This window comes from Bradyrhizobium sp., assembly GCF_035273305.1.
GTDB lineage: Bacteria > Pseudomonadota > Alphaproteobacteria > Rhizobiales > Xanthobacteraceae > Bradyrhizobium.
In genome coordinates this window covers 1-16,174 of the sequence record NZ_DATEPI010000240.1, presented here as the reverse complement: position 1 = coordinate 16,174, position 16,174 = coordinate 1, and the positions used below count along the sequence as shown (strand labels likewise).

Sequence of the window (16,174 nt, the reverse complement as noted above, 5' to 3'; positions counted from 1 at the left end):
GAAGCTCCTCGACATCCTCATTTTCCGCCCGCCCTGTCGCGGTCATAAAACTCTGCGAAATGGCGCATGAATGCGTCCACCGGTGCGCTGCTGTCATGACCGACTAGCGAGGTCCAGCGCACCAGAAAAGCGTCCCACAGCTTGCTCTTGCCCGAGCCGAGCCACGATGATCGCCCGCCCTCGATCTCACGAGCCAGCGCCGTCGGATCGAGGCTGCCGATGAGCTGGACAACAGCTTGTTGCATCGCGACGTACGTCTTTAGCTGATGTGACTTGAGATCTCCGAATGCCTGCGTGAAAGCGGCACGCGCATCCAGATAACTTTGGGTTGGCGGACCAAAGAGGATACGCATTGCATCCTCTGGCGTTGGAGAAAACTTCAGCGGATTGTTTTCCACGGCCTGGACCGTCGTCTGATTTGCGCTGCGGGCCATCTGCTTCGCCTGAATGCGCGCCTGCAGCAGCTCCATCAAACCGCCGACCGTAACCAGCAGAATGGCTCCCACCTGCTCTCCGAACTCGGCCGCGTCCTTCTGGGCGAAAAAGCTCTCGGGCACTCCGATGGTTTTTGCAAGGTGCCGAAAAAATTCGGTCGCCGCGGCCTTACCTACATCGGGTGGCGCGATGTTCGGAGGGGCGGCACCGTCATCGCGCGTAAAGATGCGCGACGCCGGCTTCTCGGACGTTGTGTGCAGCGGCTCAACCAGACCAGCAGGAGGCTCTCTCCAACGCTGTTGTGATGCTGGCTCGGAGAATGCCTGGTCCGATGCAATCCGTCCCGATCCGCCGCGTCGCTTGTCCGGCCACGGCGGTTCCTCGTCTGTCCAGACAGGCCGCCGGGGCGATGGCACCGCCGGCGGGGGCTCCGCAACAGGAGCCGCCGGTCGCCTGCCGCTCGCCCAGCTCATATCGGCTTCGTGATGATCATCCTTAGGGTTGCGAAAGGGCGAGCCTCTAGCACGTCCGGTGTCGGGCTCCGGAACGCTTGCTGCCCAATCCAGAAATTCTGGGTTAACGGGTCGAGCGGATTCTCGGGGCGTCTTCAACTGCTGCCGATCCACTGGCGGGGCCACGTCGCCATCGACATTCCAGAGTTCCGCATAATCGGCGGACCTCGGGGGCGCTGCGGCGGCGTTTGCGGCGCGATGGTCGACGCCCTCGCCCTCAACCGCATCCAGCGAAACGCCGATGATATAATGCCCGACAATAAAGCGATCGCCGCTTCGCAATTTGTGCGGACCGCGCATGCGCTGATCGGCGCCATTGAGAAACGTGCCGTTGGTGGAGACGTCGTGCAGCCAATAGCCTCCATCGCGGTAATGCACTTCGCAATGCTTTCCCGAGATCAGCCGCGCCGGATCCGGCAGCGTCCAGTCGAGATGGCGATCTCGGCCAATATCGACGGTCCGCTTGCCCGTAACCGTAAAGGACACCGGCCCGCCGTCCGGCAAGCTGCTCTCGTTTTCAATATTGAAACGAAGCGCCATCGAAGCTTCCTGCTATCGCCCAGCGCGCGGTTCGCCGCGCACAGCTTGAATACCATCCTCCAGGCAAGGCGTCATTATCCCGTCCCTGGCTTCGCGAGGCAGGCGGGACAAACCTACAAAGAGAGCAACGCGGACCGCTCTTGCAGTCTGTTCCGGCGGCGCTTCGCGATACTCGCATTCGGGCGGCATCACGCTGCCTCCCGACCAGCCGGCGGCGAGCGCGAGCCAAGTCGTCGCCGCGCGCCGGTTGTTTCGATTGCCCAGCGCCAGGGCTCGCGTTCGGCGCCATTCTTCCGGCTGCTCGGCCCATTCTTCAGCGTAAGCGATCGCCCGATCCTCGCTCGCTTCGAAGTGGTCAACCATCCGCCGGAGCGAGCGGCAGCCCCAGGCCACGGCCTCTCTTCTTGGCAACAGATAGGCGCAAAGCGAAATTGCCGGCTCCCAATCGTGCGCGTCGACGAGTTGCCGAAGAAAGTCCAGCGACTGCAGGCCGGGATCACCTTTGCCAATATCCTCGCCAGCCGTTGGGTACGCCTCGAAAAGATCTTGCACCGTGCTAAATCGAACCTGCGTCATCTCCCATGTCACCCAATGGCGACCGGCGTTCCATGCATGGCCAGCGGACCCAGAGACTGAATAGTCACTGTCGGCGCATTGATCATGATCCCGGTCGGGTCGATCTTGATGATGCTGGCACCGACCCTGAGAACAATCTCCAGGTTGGCGGTCATGGTGATCGTCGTGCCCGCATCGACCGTTTGGTCCAGCATCATCGAGATGTGCTGCCCTCCCAATTCGATATCGAGCTTGTCGTCACCGCGCTTGATAGTCGTCCGCCGCGAGGCGCCTCCAAAGGAATTTTCGCCGATCGTGCGAGTCTCGGTATCACGCACTACGACGTCGTGATCTTTTTCGGCATGAACGGTGATCTTCTCGGAACCCTTTTTGTCCTCGAAATTCCACTCGTTGTACCCACCACCGTTTTTGGTGGAATCGGACTTTAAGCCGGCAATTGTCTTCTTCGACGGCAGATCATAAGGCGGCTTGTATTCGTCATTGTACACAGTGCCGATTACGAGCGGACGGTCCGGATCGCCCTCAAGGAATTCAACGACGACTTCCTGGCCAACACGCGGAATGATCTGACCGCCCCAGCGTTTGCCGGACCAAACCTGCGCAACGCGCAGGCGACACGAGCGCTTCTTCTTTCGATCCCAATAGAAGCGCACATAGATTTCACCGAGCGCTTCGACATCGATCTCTTCGGTGGAGTCGTCGTCCTTTGTGACCACCTTGGCCGTCTGGATGCCATTGATGACCGGCTTGGCTGTAACAATCGGAGCGCGAAACGGCTGCTTGCTCGGCAGAAACTCATAGGCTCCGAAGTAGCTCTCGCGACCGCCGGCTCCGCTCCCGGAGCGGTACGCCTCCATCACAAACGAATGCGTCGCCCGCACGACCAGGTATTCGACATTTTCCGAATCCTGCCAATGGCGCTCAAGCTTTGTCAGGCCTCCGGGGAACAGGTTCACTGCTTCGCCGTTGCCGCTCCGACGGTGATCAAGCGCCTGCTCCGATTGAAGCCGAATTTTCGCATAGCGCTCGCCGTCCGACTTCTCCTTGTACTTGCCGGGATAATCGTAAATCTCCATTTCCGAACGCGTGTAGTGTTCGGAACCCTTTGCGTCACTGACCATTTGCGCGTTGGGCTTCTGATAGTTGTAGTCATTGAGTTCGATCTTGCCCGTTCTGAAGCGCCGTTCCGCACTCCAATTGTGAATGATCTGTTCTTTACGTCGGTCGGTACTGGTCAGGGCGACGTAAGGAATGGATGCGAGGCCATCGATGGGAGAGTGCGAAGATTGCGAGTCCGCCAGCACCAAAGTGTGCTTTCCGCGCTCATGCTTGAAAAAATAATAGATGCCGTGTTGCTCCATCAGCCGGCTAATGAAATTGAGATCGGTTTCCCGGTACTGGACACAATATTCGAGCTTCGGATTCGAAGAGTCTTCCCTCAACTTGAATTCGACATCATCGAATCCGCGTTCCTTGAAGACGTCCTTGATGATCTCGGATGCCTTTTTATCTTGAAATATGCGGCAATCGGAGGTCCGCGACAGCAGCCAAAGCCAAGGCCTGAGCAAAATGCGGTAGCTGTAGTACGTGTCTTTGGAGCCGAGCCATCGCGCTTCCACGAGGATGCCGCTGAACTCGCGCTCCTTCCCATACATCTTTATTTTAAGCGTGCATTGCTGGCCGATCGCCTTGTCGAAATCGATGTCAGGCTTTTCACTCAGGCAATCGATTTGGAATTCGAAAAGCTCGCTCAAACCTTCAGTTGCTTCCAAGCTCACGAAAACCAGGACATCTTTGCCGAGCGGTGTCGTGAGCTCGCAGATGCGAGTATCCTGGGTAAGCACCATGTGAGCGACAAGCTCCAATAAAACAGTAAGGCACCGACTTAAATCGTAGAATTCTTTGGGAGGACTTTAGCGTATCTCCTCATCAAGGAAAGACGATTGCCCGCCGTTAAGTATATTCGAACCGCAAACCGGTGAACGCCACGCGTAGGGGCGCGGCTCGAACTTCTATCCGTCTCACATAAGTCGGCGATAAGGGGTTGCCGGTTCACGAAAAAATGTCATGATCGATGTGTTGCAGGGCGATGAGCCGGCCTCGGCGCGAGCCGTCAGAGCTGCCCATTGCCGATAATGTATTTACCCGGCGCCGCAATAAGCACGCTGAGAAATGAACGGCATTCAGATGCTGGATTTCGAGCCCTTGACGATTCCCGTCTCCGCGGAAGATCCGAGTGGTCCCGACCTCGATTCTGAAGGCAATGCTGAATACCTCAATTTCTTCGCCGGCACGGAACCGCTGCTGCCGATGTCCTACTTCGAAGTCGTGAAGCCGAGCGGGGAACGCGGGCGGTTCGATCCCAAGGCAGTCGATTTCGAAACGCCGCTTGCGGCGGCGAAGCCTCTTCTGGCGCGCACGCGCGATCTGCGCGTGCTTGTTCTGCTGGCAAAACTCTCGATCCTCAACCGCGATTTGACAGGTTTTACCAGATGTCTTGTCGCGATTGCGTCTCTTCTGGAGACGCAGTGGGCAACTGTTCATCCGCGCGATGACAATGGCGATTTCACATATCGTGGGGTCACGATCGAATCTCTCGATGTGCTTCCCACCGTCGTCAATCCGTTACAATTCCAACCGCTGATCGATAACCGCCGGTACGGCGTGATCACTTATCGCGCCTATCAAGTGGCCAAGGGCGAGATTGCCTCGACGGAGGAAAGCGATCTGGATCTCGCCACGATGGAACGCATCGTCGCAGAGACCGACCTCGACGTTCTCAAGACGATCAGCACCAAGTTCAACGAATTGGCCGCCGTCATCGCACGGATAAAAACGATCTGGCTCGACAAAGCAGGTCCGAGCCGGCCTTTGAGCCTCGAGCGCCTCGCAGGCACGGTGGACGGGATTGCGAGCTGGCTTCAGCAATTAGTCAGACAGCGCGATCCGGCCGCGGTGGAGGTTAACCAAGATGGGCCGGCTGCTTCGAGCAATGGAGAGGTTCCGGGTGATGCATCGGAACTTCCGCAAGTCGGCACCGTGAAATCCCAACCACAGGCCGCGGCCGCACTGGAGGCCATTGCAGAATATTTTGCCCGATCCGAGCCCTCCAATCCCGCTCTTCTCCTCGTCCGGCAGGCTCACGAGATGGTGGGCAAATCATTTGTAGAGGTAATGCGGATGCTGGTTCCCGCACATGTGGAGGCCGCCGCCATCAATATCGGTCGCGATAAATTTTTTGAGTTGCCAATCGAACGGATGGCGGTGCTGCCGGCTCCCGAAACGCCCTCGCACGTTAACGGGATAGGCGAGCAAGATGTTGTTTTCTCGACAGAAACGCGCGCGCAGGCTCTGCTGCTTCTAAATCATGTGGCGACATTTTTCAGAAGTACAGAGCCATCGAGCCCAATACCTTTTCTGATCGATCGCGCGCGCGAGCTAGCTCAGCGTGACTTTCTCAGCCTGCTTCAGGACGTACTGCCCGAAGGAGCGTTAAAAACATTCAACAGCTAACTTGAACCACAATCGCTGCCGGACCGACAAACGTCAAAATGATTAACCCTGCGACAGCAGGCCGATTTCAAGCCTTTTTACCTACTGCGAAAGATTGCTTCGCCGATTATTCGTGCAATACTGCAGCACTACAACAAGCCTTCACAGGGGGCGAGTTATGGCAACAGACAGTGGTCAGAAATTCATTCGGCGGAACCGCGCGCCGCGCGTTCATATCACTTACGAAGATCCTTACGACGCGGAGCGGCTGATCGAACTGCCGTTCGTTATGGGCGTGTTGTCCGATCTTTCCGGCAACAACCCCGGCGTCGAGAAGGCAAAAGTCGAGGAGCGGAAGTTTCTCGAATTCGACATGGACAATTTCGATAACCGTATGGCGGCGATTCAGCCGGGTGTCACGATGCGCGTCAACAACAAGCTCGGTGATGAGTCCGGCGAAAAGCTTTCGGTCAATCTCAGATTCGACAAGATGGCCGATTTCACGCCTGCGGCGGTTGCGCGCCAGGTGCCCGCGACAGCGAAACTGTTGGAAGCGCGCGAACAACTCGCAAACCTGCTGCGCTACATGGACGGCAAGGTGGCGGCCGAAGATCAACTGAAGAAGCTTCTAAGTGATCCGCAGTTGATGACTGCGCTTCAGGAACGAGCCGCAACACAATCTAAAGATCGGGATTCCGAGCTGTGAAGTAGAGGGACCGGGCTATCATGGCTAAACAAGCTGGGCGCAACGAAGCCACCACACAGACCGAAACAGTAGAGGCCGACGAGTTTTCGGCACTCTTGAAGCAAAGCTTCAAGCCGCGAACCGAACGGGCCGCCACAGAAGTAGAGAACGCGGTATCAACCCTCGTCCGCGAGGCGCTGAAAGACACCACGGTCATCAAGACCGACGTTCTCGACACGATCGAAGAGATGATCGCGCGTATCGATCAGAAACTCACCGCACAAATGAACGAAATTCTTCATGCGGAAGAGTTCCAGAAGATCGAGAGCGCATGGCGCGGCCTGCATTATCTGGTGTTCAACTCGGAGACCGACGCCAATCTGAAGATCCGGGTTTTAAACATCTCGAAAAACGAGCTGTACCGGAACCTCCGACTTTATCCCGACGCAAGATGGGACCAGAGTCCGCTGTTCAAGCAAGTTTACGAATATGAATTCGGTCAACTCGGCGGCGAACCGTTTGGATGCCTGGTCGGGGACTACTATTTCAGCCACGTTCCAACCGACGTACAGCTGTTGCGCGACTTGAGCAAAGTAGCTGGCGCGGCGCATGCGCCGTTCTTCACGGGAGCTGATCCGACGCTGATGGGCATGGACTCCTGGACGGAGCTGTCCAACCCGCGCGATCTTAGCAAGGTTTTCGACACGCCCGAATACGCGGCGTGGAAGGGATTGCGGGATCAGGATGACTCCCGATACCTCGGCCTATGCATGCCGCGCGTACTTGGCCGGTTACCATACGGTGCCAAGTCTGAACCTGTCGAGGAATTCGCCTTCGAAGAAGAAACAGACGGACACACCGGCGACAAATATGGCTGGATGAACGCGGCCTACGCGATGGCCGTCAACGTCAACAGGGCTTTCAAGGAGTTCGGTTGGTGTACGCGCATTCGCGGCGTTCAGTCGGGCGGGGAAGTTATAAACCTGCCCACCCACACGTTCCCAACCGATGATGGCGGTGTCGATCTCAAGTGCCCGACCGAAATCGCTATCAGTGATCGACGTGAGCATGAACTCGCCAAGTCGGGGCTTATTCCCCTCATCCATCGCAAGAACACCGACAAAGCCGCCTTTATCGGAGCGCAGTCGCTTTACAAGCCGAAGAAATACTTCGGTGACAAAGGCGTCGACGCCACGGCATCCGATAATCTCTCGGCGCGACTGCCCTACATGTTCGCCGTCTCCCGCTTTGCGCATTACCTGAAGTGCATGGTGCGCGACAAGATCGGCTCGATGAAGGAAAAGGACGAGCTGACCATCTGGCTGCAGACGTGGATCAACGGGTATGTCGACGCCAACCCCGCCATGTCATCGGAGGCGATGAAAGCGCGCAAACCGCTCGCCGCAGCGAAAGTCGAAGTCATTCCGAATGAGGAAAACCCTGGTTATTACAACGCGCGCTTTTTCCTGCGTCCGCATTTTCAGCTCGAGGCCATGGACGTAGGCCTTAGCCTCGTATCGCGTCTGCCCGGCCCGACCACCTAATTTTGCATTGCAATTACCTAATCCTTTGGAGGAGCTGTCATGGCTGTCGATTTTTTCTTACAATTGGATCCAATTAAGGGTGAGTCGACGGATGCAAAGCACAAGGAGCAGATTGACGTTCTGAGCTGGAGCTGGGGTTTAACCCAGAGTGGCAGCTTCCATTCGGGCACCGGCGGCGGCGCCGGCAAGGTGAGCGTCCAGGATCTGAGCTTCACTCATTACATCGACAAGGCATCGGCGGATCTCTTTCAAGCCTGCACGACGGGACAGCACATCAACAAAGGCACCCTTACGGTTCGCAAGGCCGGCGGGAAGGACGCGCTGGAATATCTGAAAATTACATTGGAAGATGTGCTCGTCACCAGTGTGCACACCGGCGGGCATAACGGTGACGAACGAATAATGGAAAATGTCAGTTTGAACTTCCGCAAATTCAAAGTGGAATACACCCCGCAAACCGAGAAGGGCGGTGCCGGCACTGCCGCGCAATTCTCCTGGGATATTGCGGCGAATACGGAATAGCCGGACAGGTGAGCGGGTGGCGCTCATGTCTATTCTATCCCCGTCGGACCGCTGAGCTTCCGGCCCTGCCGGTGATCGGCCGAAGATTTTTTGCGGGTGGATGACTGAGATGCCCGTCGTACCCAAGAAGGATCGCCTAAGCCCGCCGATCATGCTCGCGTTTCGTAATGCGTATGACGCGCGGGACGGCCGCAAGAAGCTCGACCTTCGCGACGAATCCGGCGAGCGCGTGATCGCCAGCCGGCGGACATCCGGGCGGACGCCTATTTCGGAGTCTCTGCTTCGGCGCGAGGTCGCGCACGACCTCGACGTATTGCTCAACACCGTGGCACTCGAGTCCACGGACGACCTCGCGAACTACGAGCGCGTGCGGGCGTCAATTCTCAATTTCGGATTCCCTGATATCGCGCATCGGTCGATTGACGAGATTTCCGTCGAGGATCTGAAGGACGAAATAACCTCAGTCCTGATGACCTATGAACCTCGGCTTGAACGCAACAGTATCCGGGCGCGGCGAGACAACAGCATCGGCAAGGAAGAGCTGAAACTTCGTTTTGTCGTCCACGCCGATCTGCATTGCGAGCCGCTGAACGTGCCAATCGAGTTCATTGCAGACGTCGATCTCGACAGCGGCAATATTCAAGTCAGTCGGCTTTAGGGAAATGAACCGCGAGTTTCTGGATTTCTATAATCGGGAATTGTCACTGCTCTACGAGCAGGCGGGAGAGTTCGCAGAGCAATATCCCGGGATTGCCGAGCGACTGGGCGGACTGATCCGCGAACGCTCAGACCCTATGATAGCCGGCGTGTTGGAGGGCGCGGCATTCCTTGCTGCCAGAGTCCAACTGAAATTGAAGCATGAATTTCCGGAGTTTACCGCGAACCTACTGGAGCAGCTGGTGCCGAACTATCTGGCGCCGACGCCGTCCGCGATGCTCATCAAGGTGTTGCCACCCTATTCAGATCCTGCCCTTCGCGACGGCAAAAAAATCGCGCGCGGCGCCTATTTCGACGCGACCTACCGCGAACGCGAGCGCAGCGTCGCCTGCCGATTTCGCCTTTGCCGTGACATCGTCCTCTGGCCGTTTGATGTAACCGGCGCCGAATATTTTTCGACCGCCGCTGCGCTGCAGGCCCTGGGAATCCCAATCAAGAGCGATGTGATCTCGGGGCTTCGCATCTCCCTCACGCATCGCATGGCGGCGCGAATCGACGAAGAGATTCTCGACGCCGAGGCGCGGAACAAGCCCGAGATGTGGTTCTCCGGCTGCCGCACGACCGAGATTCCAATTCATCTTTCGGGAGCAGAGCAGGACGCAATAGCTCTTTACGAGCAGATCATATCCAACCGGGTTGGGGTGTACTTCCGCCATCTGGATGATTTCGGTGATCCGGTGGTAACGCGGGCGCCGGATGATTGTGTTCGCCAAATCGGCTTCGAGGATGAAGACGCCCTCTTCCCTCGGGACAGCCGGGTTTTTCGCGGCTCTGAGCTGCTACGCGAATACTTTGTGTTCCCGCGAAAGTTTCTGGCCTTCAATCTAGTCGGACTGCGCGCGATCATGCCGCAGCTACGCAGCAAGTCCGTAGACGTCGTACTGGCATTCGACAAGCACAACGCTCGTCTTGCGGCGTCAGTACGGCCGGAAACCTTCAGCCTCTACACGGCTCCGTCAATCAACCTATTCGAGAAGACCAGCGACCGAATTCCTATCAAATCCAATACGCACGAGTATCAGGTCATTCCTGACCGCAGCCGCTACCTCGAATACGAACCGCATCGTGTTCTTGACGTTTATGCGCACTTTGCCGCGGAAAGAGACAAGGTGCCGGTGAGACCGCTGTATTCCGCATCGATGGATAAACCCAGCGGTGCGGTCGAGGATCTCTTCTATACTGTTCGGCGCTTGCCGCGCCGGCGTACCGTCGAAGAGCGAGCCCGCGGCGCAACGTCGGATTATATCGGTACCGACATGTTCATCTCTCTGCTCGAGCCGGGAGAATTGAACGGACAGGCGTCTGCCATCGAACTCAGCGTGCGGGCCCTCTGTTCCAATCGTCACCTCACTGAGCATCTGCCGATCGGCCAAGGCGGCGCCGATTTTCGACTGTTGGACGATACCTCACTGAACTTGGTTTGCATTGCCGGGCCCACTCCCCCGCGCGAACCGGTCGTTTCGCAGATACGTAGCCGCAGCGAGATCAGCAGCATCGGCATCGTCACCTGGCGGTTGATCAACATGCTGAGCCTAAACTACCTCGGACTCGTCGAGCGGGGCGCCGGCAAAAACGCCGCCGCATTAAGAGAGATGCTGGCGCTGTTTGCGGATTTTCTTGACGACGCCACCGAACGCAAGATTCGTGGAATACGCAGCGTCGATAGTCGCCCGGTGGTCAGGCGCGTTCGCGAGCGCGCCGGGAGCGGCGCGGCGCGCGGCCAGGAAATCACCATCAGCCTCGATGAAAAAGCGTTTGAAGGCAGCGGAGTGTTTCTGCTTGGAGCCGTGATCGAACGGTTCTTCGCCGAATATTCCGGCTTGAATTATTTCACCCAGACCGTGATCGCTACGGCCGAACGCGGTGAGATCATGCGATGGCCAGCCCGCATGGGTTCGCGGAGGCCTTTATGACGTTGATCGACGAGCTCAAAGCCGAGCCCTGGCGTTTCGATTTTTATCATGTCTTGCGTCAGATCGAACGCGCCCACGCCGACAAACCCCGGATCGGGGACAGCGCGGCGCGGCGCGAGGAATACGTCGATCTCGGCCAAAATCCGTACCTTGATTTTCCCGCCTCCAACCTCAGTTCCGTGTCCGAGGAAGATGGCCGGCTGAAAATCAAGGTCAAGTTTCTTGGACTGCTAGGCCCCCAAGGTGCGCTGCCGCTGGCGACGACCGACGAAAGCCTCGGTTGGCTGTTGATGCGGGACGATGCGTTTCCGCGCTTTCTGGATTTGATCAATGGACGGTTTTTGCAGCTGTTCTTCCGCGCCTGGTCCGATGCTCGCCCGATCGCACAACACGACCGGCCAGCTGAGGACCGTTTCTTTGCCTATATCGGTTCATTCATCGGCCTTGGCACGCGAGTCTATTCCGGTCTCGATACCGTGCCCGACATGGCCAAGCTTGCTTTCGCCGGCCTCATCGCTCCCAAGGCAAAGTCCGCGTCGCGCCTGTCCGGATTTCTACAGGGCTTGTTCGGGGTGCGGGTGGAGATCGATGAATTTATCGGGTCCTGGCTAACGTTCGATACGAGCGATCGGAGCAAACTCGGCCACAAGCACGCGAGCCTCGGCCACGATCTTCTTCTGGGCTCCAGCGTTTTCAGTGTCGAAGACAAGTTCAGGTTACGAGTCTACGTCAAGGACTTCGCGCAATATCAACAGTTTCTTCCAACGGAAACGCGGAATCTATCAGAGCCGTTGGCGGATGCGGTATTCTTTTACATAGGCGAGGAGATCGACTGGGACGTCGAGTTGGCAATTCCTTCAGGCTCGGTCGCGCCGGTCACGCTTGGTAAAAGCGGACAGCTCGGCTGGACCACGTGGGTTTCTCCAAACTGGACATCGACCGAAGAATACAGGTGCGATGCGCGTTTTCATTTGAGCGCGCGGCTGCGGGCAAAACGGGCTGCCGCAATGTCAGCCGCTGGTGACAACCAGGGCGGGCGTACCCAAAAGATCCGGGTGCAATGAACATCGTCAGCACTTGAGCATACAAATAGCTTGAGACCGGAGGCACTACGCATTCCAATTTTGCTTCAATGCCGCTGGATTAGGAGGAGCCGTGACCGATATCAGTCTTGAGTCTGTAACGGGGAAATTGAACCGGGTCGGCTATGATGCCTTCATCCAGGCCTTGCGCCATGCCAAAAGCGCAGGCAACCGCAACGTCGAACTGGCACACTGGCTGTTCCATATTCTTCAACAGGACCGCACCGATCTTGGTCTGTCGGCCGATCAGTACAAGCTCGACCGCGCCCGACTGTTGTCCGATCTCGCTGGCATCATTGCGGGGTTCCGCAAGAACGAAACCGACATGCCGGGAATCGCCAACGGCGTGATCGATCTCCTCGACCGCGGCTGGCATTATGCCACGCTTTTCTTTGGCGAGACGCAAATTCGAACTGGTCACCTTCTTGTGGCGGGGCTGAAGTCGACCGATCTTCGGCGGGCACTCACCAACCTTTCGCAGGAATTCGGCAAGATCAATGTCGATGCGCTTGCCGCTGAACATCGCGCGATATGGGCCGGCTCCGAGGAAGAGAACCTCCGGCCCATGGATGGCGCCGGCGTCCCTGCGGCCGGCACGCCCGGCGCTGATCGAGCAGCCAGGCCAAAGGGCACGACACCACTGGACCGGTTTTCTCAGGATCTGACGGCGAAGGCGAAATCGGGGGAAATGGATCCGATTCTCGGCCGCGACGACGAAATCCGCCAGATGATCGACGTGTTGATGCGACGGCGGCAAAACAACCCCATCCTTACTGGCGAGGCCGGTGTCGGCAAAACCGCCGTGGTTGAAGGCTTCGCCCAGCGCATCGCGTCAGGCGACGTGCCGCCGCCGCTCAAGGGTGTTCGGCTTTGCGCGCTCGACATCGGGCTGATGCAGGCGGGCGCGTCCATGAAGGGCGAATTCGAACAACGGTTGCGATCCGTGATCGACGAAGTGCAGAACTCGCCGACGCCAATCATCCTGTTCATAGACGAAGCTCACACCTTGATAGGCGCAGGTGGTTCGGCAGGAACCGGTGACGCCGCCAATCTGTTGAAGCCCTCGCTTGCGCGCGGCACGTTGCGCACCATCGCCGCGACCACCTGGGCCGAATATCGCCAGTACATCGAAAAAGATCCGGCGCTGACCCGACGCTTTCAACCCATCAATATCGACGAACCCGATGTCGAGACTTGCTGCATTATGCTGCGCGGCATTCTCGGACCGATGGAAAAACACCACGGCGTCCGTATCTCCGATGCCGCCATCACAGCCGCCGTAAATCTCTCTCATCGGTACATCCCGGCGCGACAACTACCGGACAAGGCGGTGAGCCTGTTGGATACCGCTGCAGCGCGGGTGGCGATAAGTCAGAGCACGACGCCAGCCCTGATCGAGCACGCGCGTGTCGCGATAGCGGCTCGCGAGGCGGAGAAGACCGCACTCGTCCATGACAGCGATCTCGGGGTTGATGACGCCGAACGCATTACAACGCTCCAGTCCGAAATCGACGGGTTGAAGGAGAAGCTTACCGGACTTGAGTCGGAATGGGCCAGTGAGCAGGCTCTGGTCGGCGACATCCGCAGCATCCGCGATATCCTGGCCGAGCCGAAGGAAGGCGACGATCCGGCAGCAAAACGCGCCGAATTGCGCGGCAAGTTCGACACATTGGAGGGCATCACTCCGGAAAAGCGGATGATCTACGCTCACGTCGACGAGCAATCAGTCGCTTCGGTGGTCTCGGACTGGACCGGCATTCCGGTCGGCCGCATGGTTCGCGACGAAATCGAAACCGTGCTCAAGCTTCAGGAGCTCCTGGACCGCCGGGTCATCGGCCAGTCTCACGGGCTCGCAATGATTGCGAAGCGCATTGAGACCAGCCGGGCCAAGCTCGACAACCCGTCGAAGCCCATCGGCGTCTTTATGCTGGCGGGCCCTTCCGGGGTCGGCAAAACTGAGACGGCGCTGGCGCTGGCCGAGACCCTCTATGGGGGCGAGCAGAATATGATCGCCATCAACATGTCTGAATTCCAGGAGGCACATACCGTATCGTCCCTCAAAGGGGCGCCTCCGGGCTATGTCGGCTATGGCGAAGGCGGTCGGCTGACCGAAGCGGTACGACGCAAACCTTACAGCGTGATTTTGCTTGATGAGGTCGAGAAGGCGCATCCCGACGTGCACGAGATATTCTTTCAGGTGTTCGATAAGGGCATCATGGAAGACGGCAATGGCCGCCGAATAGATTTCAAGAATACGCTGATTATTCTGACGACCAATGTCGGAACCGACCTGATCATGGGACTGTCGCGCGATCCGAAATATCGCAATGATCCGGAAGAGCTGGCTCTCATGCTTCGACCGGAGTTGCTCAAGGTATTTCCAGCGGCGCTACTGGGACGCATCGTTTCCATTCCGTACTTTCCGCTGTCGAATTCCATGCTCGAAGGAATCGTCCGGCTGCAGCTCGATCGCATCGATCGGCGCATCCGGAGCAACCAAGGCGTTTCGTTGGTTTACGATGACGCGGTGGTCAGCCACATTGTTTCGAAATGTAACGATCCTGACTCTGGCGGCCGCATGATCGATAATATTATCACCAACACGTTGTTACCTGCATTATCCCGCGAGTTCCTCAAGAAATCGCTCGCGAAAGAAGAGATTACACAAGCGCGAGTAACGATCGATAACAACAACTTCGCTTATGCCTGGAACTAGCCGTAACGCACATCCGGCCGGAACCGATCCGGGACCAGAGGACGCTCGCAGAGCGCCGACGCCCTATGATGCCGTGTCCTATCCCGGACATGTGTACGAGCATACCCATCCTAATCGACTTGCGACACTTGCAAAACTCTACGGAATGGATCCCACGTCAGTCACGCAGTGTCGCGTGCTGGAGCTCGGGTGCGGGTCCGGCAGCAACCTGCTCCCGATGGCGTTTCAATATCCCCGCAGCGAGTTCGTCGGAATTGATTTGAGCGGCCTCACCGTCCAACGCGGGATGCGCAATGTCCAGGCGCTGGGGCTGAAGAACATCAAGCTGCTCCATCACGATATCCTGGATGTCGACGCCTCTTTCGGCCGGTTCGATTACATTATCGCACACGGCGTCTATTCCTGGGTACCGCCGGCCGTTCGCAATCACATGATGAAGGTTTTCAAGCAGAACCTGACGGCGAGCGGCGTTTGCTATGTGAGCTATAACGCCCATCCCTATTCGCACAGTCGCGACCTCGCTCGCGACATGATGATCTATCACACGCGTCACCTGACCGATACCAAGCACAAGACAAGCCAAGCCATCGCAATAATGAAATTTCTCAGCGACGCGTCCGACGCGCGGAGTGTTCACGGCGCAATCATGCGCGATCAATACAAGCGCGTCTCGGAGATGCCGGAGGAAGTACTGTTTCACGACGATCTTAACGAAATAGCCAGAGCATTTCTGTTGCATGAATTCGTCGACGAAGCAGGTAAACACGGTTTGCAATACCTGAGCGATGCCGAATTCTCCCGCCGCAATCTCGCCGACTATCCGGATCAAGTGCGCGCGACCCTTGAACGGTTTCCGGAAACGGAATTCGTCGCACGCGAGCAGTATCAGGATTTTATTGACGGCAACGGTTTCCGACGGAGCCTGTTGTGCCACGACAGCGTGCGCCTGCGGCGAACCATCGATGTGAGCTTCGTGACACGATTCCATCTGTTATGCGGGCTGCATGCGGTCCACCCGGAAGACTCACTTACAGACAAGTCACCGATGCAATTCCAGACGCAGAAGGGTGCAACGCTCACGGTAAACGAGCCACTGCTCAAGGCTGCCCACATGTGCCTCGGGGACGTTTGGCCCGACGCGCTGTCGTTCGACGAGTTACTGCGTAAGAGTCGGGCACTACTGCCCGGAAGAAGAGCTGCGGAGGAGGACGCGCAGATGCTGATGGAGGCAATGTACGTGCTCGCATCCAGCGGCGTTGCCTCCTTCACGGCATGGCCGCCCACCGTAACAACCGAAATCAGCCCGCGTCCGGAGGTCAGCGCTTTGGTACGCCAACAGGCGCTGAGCGGCCCGATTGTGACCAACCAGTTGCATCAGGCGGTGCGGCTTGAAGATGAAAAGGTGCGCCGCTTCGTGCAGCTACTGGATGGTACGCGCAC

At 57.7% G+C, this 16,174-nt stretch carries 12 protein-coding genes; 9 read left to right on the top strand and 3 right to left on the bottom strand.

Features of this window, described 5'->3' with window-relative positions:
* Positions 1–17: 17 nt before the first annotated feature.
* Genes tagH through VJV58_RS16155 form a run of 3 tightly spaced genes read right to left on the bottom strand, consistent with a single transcriptional unit; the run spans position 18 to position 3,910 of the window.
* On the bottom strand, positions 18–1,487 hold the full coding sequence (gene tagH / locus VJV58_RS16165) for a type VI secretion system-associated FHA domain protein TagH (protein ID WP_324138371.1): 1,470 nt from the start codon (positions 1,485–1,487) through the stop codon (positions 18–20).
* A gap of 12 nt (positions 1,488–1,499) precedes the next feature.
* The gene (locus VJV58_RS16160) at positions 1,500–2,063 is read right to left on the bottom strand and encodes a DUF6931 family protein (RefSeq protein WP_324138370.1); all 564 of its coding nucleotides are present in this window, start codon (positions 2,061–2,063) and stop codon (positions 1,500–1,502) included.
* A gap of 8 nt (positions 2,064–2,071) precedes the next feature.
* Entirely contained in the window at positions 2,072–3,910 is a 1,839-nt protein-coding gene (locus VJV58_RS16155; RefSeq protein ID WP_324138369.1) for a type VI secretion system Vgr family protein, read from the bottom strand.
* Between the two features lie 325 nt (positions 3,911–4,235).
* On the opposite strand from VJV58_RS16155, the gene VJV58_RS16150 reads away from it, so the two are divergent.
* The 9 genes from VJV58_RS16150 to VJV58_RS16110 form a co-directional block, all read left to right on the top strand.
* Positions 4,236–5,576, top strand: a complete 1,341-nt coding sequence (locus tag VJV58_RS16150) for an ImpA family type VI secretion system protein (RefSeq protein WP_324138368.1) — start codon at positions 4,236–4,238, stop codon at positions 5,574–5,576.
* Between the two features lie 157 nt (positions 5,577–5,733).
* Entirely contained in the window at positions 5,734–6,261 is a 528-nt protein-coding gene (gene tssB / locus VJV58_RS16145; protein ID WP_324138367.1) for a type VI secretion system contractile sheath small subunit, read from the top strand.
* A gap of 20 nt (positions 6,262–6,281) precedes the next feature.
* Complete coding sequence (gene tssC, locus VJV58_RS16140; protein WP_324138366.1) at positions 6,282–7,784, top strand: type VI secretion system contractile sheath large subunit; 1,503 nt, start codon at positions 6,282–6,284, stop codon at positions 7,782–7,784.
* A 39-nt stretch (positions 7,785–7,823) separates the two neighbouring features.
* Positions 7,824–8,306 carry a type VI secretion system tube protein Hcp gene (locus VJV58_RS16135; RefSeq protein ID WP_324138365.1) on the top strand — a complete coding sequence of 161 codons (483 nt, stop codon included), beginning with the start codon at positions 7,824–7,826 and terminating at the stop codon, positions 8,304–8,306.
* Positions 8,307–8,415: 109 nt separating this feature from the next.
* Positions 8,416–8,964, top strand: a complete 549-nt coding sequence (tssE, locus tag VJV58_RS16130) for a type VI secretion system baseplate subunit TssE (protein ID WP_324138364.1) — start codon at positions 8,416–8,418, stop codon at positions 8,962–8,964.
* A 4-nt stretch (positions 8,965–8,968) separates the two neighbouring features.
* Entirely contained in the window at positions 8,969–10,936 is a 1,968-nt protein-coding gene (gene tssF / locus VJV58_RS16125) for a type VI secretion system baseplate subunit TssF (RefSeq protein WP_324138363.1), read from the top strand.
* Entirely contained in the window at positions 10,900–12,000 is a 1,101-nt protein-coding gene (gene tssG, locus VJV58_RS16120; RefSeq protein WP_324138362.1) for a type VI secretion system baseplate subunit TssG, read from the top strand. The genes tssF and tssG overlap by 37 nt, the downstream gene beginning before the upstream one ends.
* A 91-nt stretch (positions 12,001–12,091) precedes the next feature.
* Positions 12,092–14,734, top strand: a complete 2,643-nt coding sequence (tssH, locus tag VJV58_RS16115; RefSeq protein WP_324138361.1) for a type VI secretion system ATPase TssH — start codon at positions 12,092–12,094, stop codon at positions 14,732–14,734.
* Positions 14,735–14,807: 73 nt separating this feature from the next.
* A partial coding sequence (locus tag VJV58_RS16110; protein ID WP_324138360.1) for a class I SAM-dependent methyltransferase occupies positions 14,808–16,174 on the top strand: 1,367 nt, incomplete at its 3' end.

Coding starts and splice junctions, on each gene's coding strand:
- VJV58_RS16135 (WP_324138365.1), top strand. CDS start 7,824: ATGGCTGTCGATTTTTTCTTACAATTGGATCCAATTAAGGGTGAGTCG.
- tssC (WP_324138366.1), top strand. CDS start 6,282: ATGGCTAAACAAGCTGGGCGCAACGAAGCCACCACACAGACCGAAACA.
- VJV58_RS16160 (WP_324138370.1), bottom strand. CDS start 2,063: ATGACGCAGGTTCGATTTAGCACGGTGCAAGATCTTTTCGAGGCGTAC.
- tssE (WP_324138364.1), top strand. CDS start 8,416: ATGCCCGTCGTACCCAAGAAGGATCGCCTAAGCCCGCCGATCATGCTC.
- VJV58_RS16150 (WP_324138368.1), top strand. CDS start 4,236: ATGAACGGCATTCAGATGCTGGATTTCGAGCCCTTGACGATTCCCGTC.
- tssB (WP_324138367.1), top strand. CDS start 5,734: ATGGCAACAGACAGTGGTCAGAAATTCATTCGGCGGAACCGCGCGCCG.
- tssF (WP_324138363.1), top strand. CDS start 8,969: ATGAACCGCGAGTTTCTGGATTTCTATAATCGGGAATTGTCACTGCTC.
- tssG (WP_324138362.1), top strand. CDS start 10,900: ATGGCCAGCCCGCATGGGTTCGCGGAGGCCTTTATGACGTTGATCGAC.
- tagH (WP_324138371.1), bottom strand. CDS start 1,487: ATGGCGCTTCGTTTCAATATTGAAAACGAGAGCAGCTTGCCGGACGGC.
- VJV58_RS16155 (WP_324138369.1), bottom strand. CDS start 3,910: ATGGTGCTTACCCAGGATACTCGCATCTGCGAGCTCACGACACCGCTC.